The sequence below is a fragment of the Myxococcus stipitatus DSM 14675 genome (assembly GCF_000331735.1).
GTDB lineage: Bacteria > Myxococcota > Myxococcia > Myxococcales > Myxococcaceae > Myxococcus > Myxococcus stipitatus.
Genome location: NC_020126.1, coordinates 5,087,736 through 5,097,500, shown reverse-complemented (window position 1 = coordinate 5,097,500; position 9,765 = coordinate 5,087,736). Strand labels below are relative to the sequence as shown.

General features: G+C 68.8%; 7 protein-coding genes (1 of these 7 cut by a window edge). 4 read left to right on the top strand and 3 right to left on the bottom strand.

Features of this window, described 5'->3' with window-relative positions; all coding sequences use genetic code 11:
• The 3 genes in view from MYSTI_RS19740 to MYSTI_RS19730 are tightly spaced (at most 5 nt apart) and all read right to left on the bottom strand, a layout consistent with a single transcriptional unit that may run on beyond the window.
• Nucleotides 1-2,659 carry the 5' portion of an efflux RND transporter permease subunit gene (locus MYSTI_RS19740; RefSeq protein ID WP_015349553.1) on the bottom strand. The gene continues 464 nt to the left of window position 1, outside the view, so only the first 2,659 of its 3,123 coding nucleotides appear in the window; it begins with the start codon at nt 2,657-2,659; its stop codon lies beyond the left edge, outside the window.
• On the bottom strand, nt 2,656-3,855 hold the full coding sequence (locus tag MYSTI_RS19735; protein ID WP_015349552.1) for an efflux RND transporter periplasmic adaptor subunit: 1,200 nt from the start codon (nt 3,853-3,855) through the stop codon (nt 2,656-2,658). Before MYSTI_RS19735 ends, MYSTI_RS19740 begins: the two co-directional genes overlap by 4 nt.
• Before the next feature lie 5 nt (nt 3,856-3,860).
• Entirely contained in the window at nt 3,861-5,297 is a 1,437-nt protein-coding gene (locus MYSTI_RS19730) for a TolC family protein (protein ID WP_015349551.1), read from the bottom strand.
• A 198-nt stretch (nt 5,298-5,495) separates the two neighbouring features.
• Here MYSTI_RS19730 and MYSTI_RS19725 point away from each other — a divergent pair, with 198 nt between their 5' ends.
• The 4 genes from MYSTI_RS19725 (at nt 5,496) to MYSTI_RS19710 (ending at nt 9,717) form a co-directional block, all read left to right on the top strand.
• Nucleotides 5,496-7,466, top strand: a complete 1,971-nt coding sequence (locus MYSTI_RS19725; RefSeq protein ID WP_015349550.1) for a putative metal-binding motif-containing protein — start codon at nt 5,496-5,498, stop codon at nt 7,464-7,466.
• A gap of 78 nt (nt 7,467-7,544) precedes the next feature.
• The gene (locus MYSTI_RS19720; RefSeq protein ID WP_233278326.1) at nt 7,545-8,183 is read left to right on the top strand and encodes an ABC transporter ATP-binding protein; all 639 of its coding nucleotides are present in this window, start codon (nt 7,545-7,547) and stop codon (nt 8,181-8,183) included.
• Nucleotides 8,180-8,974 carry an MlaE family ABC transporter permease gene (locus MYSTI_RS19715; protein ID WP_015349548.1) on the top strand — a complete coding sequence of 265 codons (795 nt, stop codon included), beginning with the start codon at nt 8,180-8,182 and terminating at the stop codon, nt 8,972-8,974. The genes MYSTI_RS19720 and MYSTI_RS19715 overlap by 4 nt, the downstream gene beginning before the upstream one ends.
• A complete protein-coding gene (locus MYSTI_RS19710) occupies nt 8,971-9,717 on the top strand; it encodes an MlaE family ABC transporter permease (RefSeq protein ID WP_015349547.1) in 747 nt (248 codons plus the stop codon). The genes MYSTI_RS19715 and MYSTI_RS19710 overlap by 4 nt, the downstream gene beginning before the upstream one ends.
• Nucleotides 9,718-9,765: the final 48 nt, after the last annotated feature.

Sequence of the window (9,765 nt, the reverse complement as noted above, 5' to 3'; positions counted from 1 at the left end):
ACGCCGCCCCCGCCACCGACAACGGCAGAATCGTGAGCACCGTGACGGGGTGCAGGAACGAGTTGAACTGCGCTCCCAGCACCATGTACGCGACACCAATCCCCAGGAAGAGCGCGAAGAACAAGCTGCTCATCGAGTCCCTGAACGCCACACTCGCGCCCCCGGGGACCACGCGCACGCCTCCTGGCAGGTCCTTCGCCAGGCGCTCCACCATCGCCAGCGCGTCCTCCTGATTCGAGCCCGGCGCCACGTTGGCGAAGATGCTGATGGCCCGCTCCCGGTCTCGCCGGGTGATTGCCTGCAGCGCGGGCCGCTCCTCCTGCTCCACCAACGTCGACAGCGGCACCAGCGCGCCACTGGCCGTGCGAACCTTCAGAAGCGCCAGGTCCTCCGGACGCGAGCGCTGCCCCGCCATCAAGCGAAGGCGCACGTCGATGCGGCGCCCTCCCGTGCTGTACTTGCCGACGCGCACGCCGCCCACCAGCGCGTTGATGGTCGTCGCCACCGCCTGCATCGGAACACCCAGGTCCGCCGCGCGCGCGCGGTCCGGCATGATGCGCAGCTCGGGCATGCCCACCTGGTAGTCGGTGTCCACGTCCACGACCTTGCCGCTCGCCTGGACCTTCTCGCGCATCTCCTGGCTCGACTTCACCAGCTCATCCCAGTCCGAGCCTCGGACGCTGAACTCCACCGGGAACCCGCGCTGCGACGAGAAGCCCTGCTGCGACAGGTCCTGCACCACCGCGCGCAAGCCAGGATAGCTGTTGAGCTCCTTGCGCAGCACCTGCTGGAACTCCGCCTGCGGCATCCGTTCGTCGGGCGGCTTCAACGTCAACATCATGAAGCCGCCGTTCGCCCCACCCGCCCCCACCAGCGCGAAGACGCTCAGCACCTCGGGACGAGACGCGGCGAAGGCCTCCGCGCGCTGCATGAGCTGGTTCGTCTCCTCGATGCTGCTGCCCACCGCCGTCTGCATGCGGACCATCAACCGGCTCTGGTCCTGCGACGGAACAAACTCGCTCGGGAGCGCGCGGAACGCGAACACGCTGGCACCCAGGATGAGCAGCGCTCCCCCCAGCACCCGCCAGGGGCGCTTCAGGGCCCAGCCCAGTGCCCGGCCATAGACGTGCTCGAGCTTCGTGAACGCCTTGTCCACCCACACGCCGACCTTGCTGCGGCCCTCACGCGAGGTCTTCAAGAGCTGCGCGCAGCGCGCCGGCGCCAGGGTGATGGCCTCCACGTAGGACAGCAGCACGGCGACGCACAGCGTGACGCCGAACTGGAGGAAGAACTTGCCGATGATGCCCTTCATGAACACCACGGGCAGGAAGATGGCGATGACGGCCATCGTCGCGGCCAGCGCGGCGAAGGTGATCTCCGCCGTGCCCTCTCGCGCGGCGCTCACCCGGTCCTTCCCCTCCTCCGCATGCCGGAAGATGTTCTCCAGCACCATGATGGCGTCGTCCACCACGATGCCCACCGCCAACGCCAGCCCCAACAGCGTGAAGGTGTTGAGCGTGAAGCCCAGGAAGTAGATGACGGCCACCGTCCCCAGCAACGACATGGGAATGGCCAGCACCACGTTCATCGTGCTCGACAGCGAGCCCAGGAACAGCCAGCACACGAAGGCGGTGAGGATGCAGGCCAGGAGCAGCTCGAACTCGATTTCGTGCACGCTCTCCTCGATGAACTGCGTCGAGTCGAACCGCACCGCCACGTCCATGCCCTCCGGCGCTTCCTTCTGGATGCGCGCGAGCTCCGCGCGAATCCCCTTCGCCACGGCCACCGCGTTGGCGCCGCGCTGCTTCTTGATGCCCAGGCCCTGCGCGGGTGTCCCGTTGACACGCGCCATGCGCCGCACGTCCTCGAAGCCGTCCTCCACCAGCGCCACGTCGTGCAGGTACACCGGCTGCCCGCCCTGTTCGCGGAGGACGATCTTGCGCAGCGTCTCCAAGTCCAGCGCCTCGCCCAAGACGCGCACGTTGACTTCACGCCCCGCCGTCTCGATGCGACCCGCGGGCAGTTCCACGTGCTCCCGCTGGAGCGCCGAGGTGATGTCCGTCACCGTGAGGCCCAGCGCGTCCAGCTTGTTCGAGTCCACCCAGATGCGGATGTTGCGCTCCAACGAGCCGCCCATCTGCACCTCGCCCACGCCCGGCACCGTCTGGAGCTTCTCCTTCACGCGGTAGCGCGCGAAGTCACTCACCACCTGCTGCGAGAACGGCCCCGACACGCCCACCTGGATGATGGGATTGTCCTCGGGGTTCGTCTTCGTGACGATGGGCGGATCGATGTCCTCGGGGAGCTGGCGCTGTGCCTGACTCACCTTCGCCTGGACGTCCTGCAGCGCCGCGTCCACGTTGCGCGACAGGTCCAGCTCCACCGTGATGTTCGCCGAGCCCTGACGCGCGGTGGAGATGATGCTGGTGACGCCTTCCACCTGCGTCACCGCCTCCTCGATGGGCTCGATGACGTCGCTCTCGACGGCTTCCGGGTTCGCGCCCTCCCACGACACGCTGATGTTGATGGTGGGGTAGTCGACGTCCGGGAACTGGCTGACGCCGATGCGCCCCGCCGCCACCAGTCCGAAGACGATGGTGGCGGCCATGATCATCCACGCGAGGACGGGCTTCTTGATGCACGCTTCCGTCAAGCTCATGGCCGCGCACCTCCTCCGCCAGCGCCGTCCTCCGCGCGCGGCTCCACCGTCAACGCGGGCTTCTTCCCTTCGGCTACGCGCACCGTGGCGCCGTCGCGCAGGGCCTCGCCGCCGCGCACCACCAGCGTCTCGCCCGGCTTGAGGCCCTCGCGGACCTCCACCCGCCCATCCGACGTGCGCATGCCCAACTCGAGGACCCGCTCACGCGCCTTGTCGCCCTCCACCACGAACGCCAGGAAGCCACGCTCGCTCGCGCGCACCGCCGTCTGCGGCACCACGGGACTGCCCCCCCGGGTCTCCACCGGCACCGCCACCGAGGCGAACGCACCCGGCCGCAGCCGCTTCGCGTCCTCGGCGGACACCTCGGCCGTCACGGGGACCATGCGACTGGCCTCGTCGGCGGCCTCCGCCACGTGGGTGATCTTCGCCGTGTACAAACCACTCTCCGAGCGCACCGAGAAGCGCGCGGGAAGCCCCGGCTTGATGCGCGCCACATCCGCCTCTGGCACGGTGAAGCGCAAGAGCAACGGGTCCTTGCGCAGCAACGTCGCGAGCACCACGCCCGCCTGGACGTACTGGCCCGTCTGCACCGTGCGCGTCTGGAGCACGCCGTCCATCGGCGCTCGCACGTAGGCGTCCCGCTGGTTGAGCTGGGCCTGGTCCAACGCCGCTCGCGAGGAGGCCACCTCCGCCTCCGCCGTGAGCGCTCGCGTCTGGAACGTCTCGAGCTGCTCCGCGGGCAGGAGCCCCGGGCTCGCCTGGTTGACGGCGGAGCGTCGCTCGGCGCCGGACTTCGCTTCCACGAGCGCGGCGCGCGAACGGGCCAGCGTGGCCTCGGCCGCGCGCACGGCGATGGCGTAGCGCGCGGGCTCGATCTCCGCGAGCACGTCACCCTTCTTCACCAGCTGCCCTTCCATGAAGAGCACTCGCTCCACCGCGCCGGGCACGCGGGCGGTGATCTGCACCCGCTCGAAGGCCTCGACGGAGCCCACCGCGTTCACGACGAACTCGACGTCGCGCGCCTCGACAGGGGCGACCTCGACGGGGAACTGGAGAGGGCCTCGGCCCCCTCCTGGACGGCCGCCCCCCTTCGCTCCAGCGGAGGGTGCCGCGCCCTTCGGGGACTCGTCGTCCTTCTTGCATGCCCCCACGGCCAGCATCGCCACGGCCAGCGTCAGCGTTCCTGCGCGTCGCATCACCTTCACGGTTCCTTCCCCAAAGGATCGAGTCCGACTGCCGCCCGCAGCCCCAGCAGGGCCACGCCCAGCGCATAGCGGCTGCGCGCCAGGGCCACCTCCGCCTCGAACTGCTGCAACGAGGCGTCCGCCACCGTCAACGCCGTGGCCAACCCCTGGCGATAGAGAATGCCTTGCTCTTCGGCGTTCCGCCGCGCGGCACGGGTCGCCAGCTCACTCTGCGTCAGCGCCGCCTGGGCATTCTCCAACGCCACCCGGGCCCGCTGGATGTCCACGTCCACGCGGCGCGTGCTCGCCTGCTGCTCCAGCGCAGCGGCTCGCGCGAGGGCCACCCGCTCATGGCGCTCCGCGTAACGCTCGCCACCATCGAAGAGGTTCCACGTGAGGTCCGCCGACAGGAAGCCATCTCCCGTGCGCCCCGTCAGACCACTCTCGTTGGTGAGCCGGTACGTGGCGGCCACTCCGAGGGCCGGTAGCAGTCGGGCCAACGGCTCGAGCGCATTGGCCTCGAGCGACTCCACGCGCAGCCGCGACGCGAGGATGTCCGGCCGGCGCTCCACCGCCCCGGGAATGAGGGCATTGTGTGCGTCCAAGGGACGGGCCGCGTCATCGAGCAACCCCTGCGGCGCGGCGAGCCCTCCCTCCACTGGCTCCACCAGGAGAAAGCCCAGCTCCAACCGGCTGGTCTCCGCGAGGTTGCGAGCGCTGATGAGTGCCACCTCCGCCGTGGCCACCTCGACCTCCGCGCGCGTCACGTCATTGGTGCTGGCCAGGCCGCCCTTCGCCCGAGCCGCCGCGTCCGCGTGCGATTGCCGGGCGAAAGCAAGGCGCTGCTCCGCCGCCTGGAAGACCTGCTGCTCCTGGAGGGTGATGAGGAAGGCATTGGCGGCCTCGAAGCCCACCTGACGCCGTGCCTCCACGGCCTCCAGGCCCACCGCTTCTCCCTCCAGCCGCGCCGCCCGATAGAGCGGGAAGCCACGCGCGTCGAAGAGCGTCATGCGCGCGACGATGTTGGCGCCGAAGGCGTTGTAGCGCTGGAGCACGACGCGCTGACCGCCGACCTCACGCGTCGACTGGTTGGAGCGGCGCGTGTACGTGCCCGTCGCGGACAGCTCCGGGAAGAAGAACGCGCGCGCACGCGCCACCCGGGCCTCGGCGGCCTGGGCTCGCTGCTGGGCCGCGAGCGCGGACTCGTTGCGCTCGGCCGCCAGCGACACCGCACGCTCCAACGACATCGTCGCACCATGAGTGGCCGAGGTCTCGGCCGGTGCGGAATCCGCAGCGCCCCGTGCGGAATTCGCAGCCCCGGCTGCGGAATCCGCAGCGTCGCGCGAGGCAGTGGCGGCCACGGGTGCATCGCTCGGTGCCGACTGGGACTCGGACGGCGACAAGGCCATCCAGGCACACAGGGGCACGGCGAGGGCGTTTCGGACGGTGAACATGTGCGGGGTCAGGTGAGGCTCGGGCCAGAGGGAGACACAGTGTCACGTGCTGGGGCCCGACGAGCGAAAGGAGTCACCCGGTAGCGGGGCTTCTGGACGATGGCCAGCACGGCGGTCTATGGGGGGTGTTCGGGTCCTTGGGTTATTCGTCGGAACGTCACGACAGCGGGCGCTGCAGCGCCAGGGAATGCACGAGCGATGCGTTTATTCCATGTGAGTGTATTGCTGCTGACAGCTCCCCTCTGGGGCTGCAAGAGGGAGACCAATTCCACCGAAGGCGTCGTCCGGGTCTTCATCTCCTACGCGACGTTCAAGCCGAAGTGCCTGACGCTCATCGTGGAGGACACCCAGAACGCATCGAACAAGCGGGATACCGCAGTGACTGTGGATCCCGAGCGCCTGAGCGACACGCGCACCGGTCTCATCCTGGAGCAGAAGGGCTGGAGTCCGAACCTGCGTGTCACGGCCCGCGCGCACGAGCGCACGTGTGAGGGACCTGTCATCGCGCTCCAGTCCGTAGAGGTGCTCTTCCCCGAGAAGGACAACCGGGACATCAACCTGGACCTGCGCGCGGAGGACCTGGACCTCGACGGGTACTTCGCGAACAAGGGGCCCCATCCGGGAACGGACTGCGACGACACCCGGGATGACGTCAACCCCGGTGCCCAGGAGACTTGCGACGGCACCGACAACAACTGCGCCATGGGCGAGAGCGACGTCGCCGGCAACACCGAGTACTGGGTGGATGCGGATGGAGACTCCTACGGCGATTCGTCCAGCCCCTCTGCCCGCGCGTGTGGCGCACCTCCGGGTGCCGCGCTTCGCGGCGGAGACTGCAATGACAGGGACGCGGCCATCCACCCCGGACAGAAGGAGCTCCTCTGTGACGGCAAGGATGACAACTGCAACAACGTGGCGGATGATGATCCGTTCGACGTAGGCGGCACCTGCCAGACGGAGCAGCTCTGCGTGGGCCGCAAGGCTTGCCAGGGCAGCACGGGCTCCGCGTGCGTCAGCTCGGACGTCCCCGTGCCCTACTTCGTGGACGACGATGGAGATGGGACCGCCGGGCACCCGGTCGGGGACGCCTGCGCGCCGCCTGTCGCCGGTGCGACTCGCGAGGAGACTGACTGCGACGAGGGGACGATTCTGGCATCGAGGATGGTGAATACCGAGTCCTGCGACCGCCTGGATAACAACTGTGATCGACAGGTAGACGAAGGGCTCGCGGGATGTGCCGCGGTCGCGTGGAGTCCGGCGCCTTCGCCTGGACTTGGAAGCAACCGATTCGACGCGATCACCACCTACGGCAAAGGGCGTGGATGGATCGCCGGTGATAACAATGTGGTGCGCATCGACAACACCACGCTCTTCCCCGTCACGAATTGCGACAGTGGCGCCGATTGGAAATCGGCATGGGCTGCGAGCAACGGGCGCGTGTTCCTGGGCTCCAGCAATGGCCAGTTCGGAACCGTTGCTCCCGGCAGTGAAGGAACCGGTTGTACTCAGCAGGCGAGTGGCTTCATTGGAGGCATCTACGGGCTGATCGGCTTCGAGCAGCCCAATCAAGACATCATCCTGTATGCGGCCACCGCACAAGGGAGGATCCTGCGCTGGCGGTACATCCCGGGGGCGGCGAATCAAGAGACTCCGACCTCTGTCACCCAAGTGTCGGCGAATCTTCGAGCCATCCATGGCGTGAGCCCTGAGACGATGATCGCCGTGGGCGCAGAGACAGTGAGCGGTCAGCAGCGGCCCATCGCCTTTCGCGCTCCCGCGAGCGGCAGCACGGCCTGGGTCAGAGAAGAGCTGGGTGTCCCTGATGCCACCGGCTTCCTGTACGGGGTCCGGGTCCTGACGCCTCGGTTGACCTATGTGGCCGGTGAAGATGGCTTGCTGCTCGAGAAGGTTCGTGACACGTGGGTTCGCAAGCCGGCGCTGACGCTTCCTGGAGGAAGCCAGCCCACCCTCCGCTCCATGACTGCATTCGGGCGCACGGCCATCTACGCGGTGACCTCGGAAGTGAATGACATCCACTTCTTCAACGGCACCACCTGGTCCAGCCTCACCACGGCGCCGCAGACACTCAATGCCCTGGGAGGCTCAGGTCCCGGAGACGTCTGGGCCGCCGGCCATAGCGGCACACTTCTTCGCTGGACGCCTCCGTGACCCGCTAAGCTCGACTCCATGGACCTACGCGCGGCAGCCGTGACGGTGAGGCATGGTGCGCGGACGGTCCTCTCGGACATGAGCTGTGCACTCCCGCCCGGAACGCAGGCACTCCTGCTCGGGCGCTCCGGCGCGGGAAAGACGACCCTGCTGAAGTCCCTGGCGGGGCTCGTCACCCCCTCTCACGGACACATCACGTGGGATGGGCAGGACGCGGCGCGTCTCTCCTCCGCGGATCGCCGCACACGACAAGCCGCCTTCGGCATGGTGTTCCAGACGGACGCACTGTTCGACTCCCTCACCGTGCGACAGAACGTGCTGTTCCCCCTCGTTCGCCGTCACGTCCCCACCGCCGAGGCGGAGGCTCGCGCGGATGAGGTGCTTCGCGCCGTGGGCCTGGAGAGCGCCGCGGACACCCTTCCAGAACGACTCTCCGGAGGCATGAAGAAGCGCGCGGGCATCGCTCGAGCGCTCGCGGCGAAGCCCTCGGTGTTGCTCGCCGATGACCCCTTCGCGGGCCTCGACCCCGGAACCGCGCGACAAGTGGCGCGGGTGCTGCTGGAGGTCTCCCAGGGCGGCACACTCCTCGTCGCCGCCCCCGAGGCGCCGCTGGACCTTCCCCTCCCCCGCTGGCTCTACCTTCGCGGCGGACAGCTCATCCATGACGGCCCTCCCGCCCCCTCGCTGGAAGAGGAACGCGATGAGGTGCTCGCATGAGCACCGGCAGCCCCGAGCTCAACGCGTTGCGAGGCGTCGGCGGTCTGGGACTCGACGCGGTCCGCGGCATCGGCGCACTGGCCCTGGTCGCGGCTCGCACCCTCCTGGGGCTCCCTCGATTGGAGCGGCGTGAGCTGACCCGCGCACTGGTGCAGTTCGGCTTCGATTCGCTCCCCCTCGCCATGGCCACGGCGGCGCTCGCGGGTGTCATCGTCGTGCTGCAATCGGGCCTCTACATCCAGCGCTTCGGCGCACGGGCCTTCCTCGGGTGGGCCTCGGGCTATGGCGTACTGTGGGAGTTCGGACCGCTGCTGCTCGGCCTCATCATGTCCGCTCGCATCGGCGCCCGGAACGCCGCGGAGCTCGCCACCATGCAGGTCGGCGGGCAGATCGAGGGCCTGCGCGGAATCGGGCTGGACCCCTTCGCCATCCTCGTGGCGCCTCGCGTGGTCGCCATGGAGCTGAGCATGCTCGCGATGAGCACGTTCACGTTCATGGTCGCCATCCTCTTCGAGGCCGTGGCCGCCCTCCTCACCCTCGACCTTCCCCTGCGGACCTTCTTCGGAACGTTCGCGCACATGCTGAGCCCCCTCGACATCGCGGGGGGCGTGGTGAAGACCGGCATCTTCGGACTCGCCATCTCGCTGGTTTCCACGGCGGTGGGACTCTCCGCACGAGGCGGCGCTCAAGCCGTCGGACGCGCGGCGGCGAGCGCCGTGGTTCAAAGCTGCGCCGCCATCTTCGTCCTCGACTTCGTCCTCACCCTCGTGCTCGCGGGGTGGATGGCATGAACCGGGTGCTCTCGTTCTTCGGCGCCCCCGTCGTCCTCTTCGCGCGCACGACTCGCGCAGGGGCTCGCGAGGGCATCTCCTGGCGCGAGTGCATGGTTCAACTCCATGAGCTCGGCGGGCGCAGCGTGTGGCTCGTGATGTCGGGCATGGCGTTCTTCGGCGCGGTGCTCGTCACCATCGCCAACAGCCAGGCGCGCCGGTTCGTGGGCAATGTCGCGGTCCTCGGCCCCGCCTACTTCGAGCTGCTGATTCGAGAGCTCGGCCCCGTCGTCTCCGCGCTGCTCACCGCCTCCCGCGCCGGCGCGGGGCACGCCGCCGAGCTCTCCACCATGAGCGTGAATGAACAGGTGGAGGCGCTCGAGATGTCCGCGGGAGACCCGTACTCGGACCTCGTGGCACCACGCGTCGTCGCTGGACTGCTGGGCGTTCCGCTCCTGTGTACGCTCGGAACCGTGGCGGCGACGCTGTCCGCGGTGGCGGTCGCGGGGCTCGCGTTCGGCGTGGATGGACGGGCCTTCATGGACCCTCGCTATGTGGACGGCTGGGACTTGCTGGCGGCGGGGCTGAAAGCTGGAGCCTGTGGCCTCTACATTCCTCTCGCGGCGGCGGTGGCGGGCTTGAGAGCCCGCGGGGGCGCGGAGGCCGTCGGCGCGGCGACCACCGAAGGCGTGGTGACCGCGAGCCTGGGCTGTCTGTTGATTGACTTCGCTGTCTCCCTCGCGTTCCAACTCCTGCGCCTGTGACTCCCCTCTCTTCCGCTCCGCCCGCGCAAGACACGCTCCGATTCACGG

What these genes read in the sequence shown, in the direction of transcription:
- MYSTI_RS19735 (WP_015349552.1), bottom strand. Translation starts at nt 3,855, where the DNA reads ATGCGACGCGCAGGAACGCTGACGCTGGCCGTGGCGATGCTGGCCGTG.
- MYSTI_RS19730 (WP_015349551.1), bottom strand. Translation starts at nt 5,297, where the DNA reads ATGTTCACCGTCCGAAACGCCCTCGCCGTGCCCCTGTGTGCCTGGATG.
- MYSTI_RS19725 (WP_015349550.1), top strand. Translation starts at nt 5,496, where the DNA reads ATGCGTTTATTCCATGTGAGTGTATTGCTGCTGACAGCTCCCCTCTGG.
- MYSTI_RS19720 (WP_233278326.1), top strand. Translation starts at nt 7,545, where the DNA reads ATGAGCTGTGCACTCCCGCCCGGAACGCAGGCACTCCTGCTCGGGCGC.
- MYSTI_RS19715 (WP_015349548.1), top strand. Translation starts at nt 8,180, where the DNA reads ATGAGCACCGGCAGCCCCGAGCTCAACGCGTTGCGAGGCGTCGGCGGT.
- MYSTI_RS19710 (WP_015349547.1), top strand. Translation starts at nt 8,971, where the DNA reads ATGAACCGGGTGCTCTCGTTCTTCGGCGCCCCCGTCGTCCTCTTCGCG.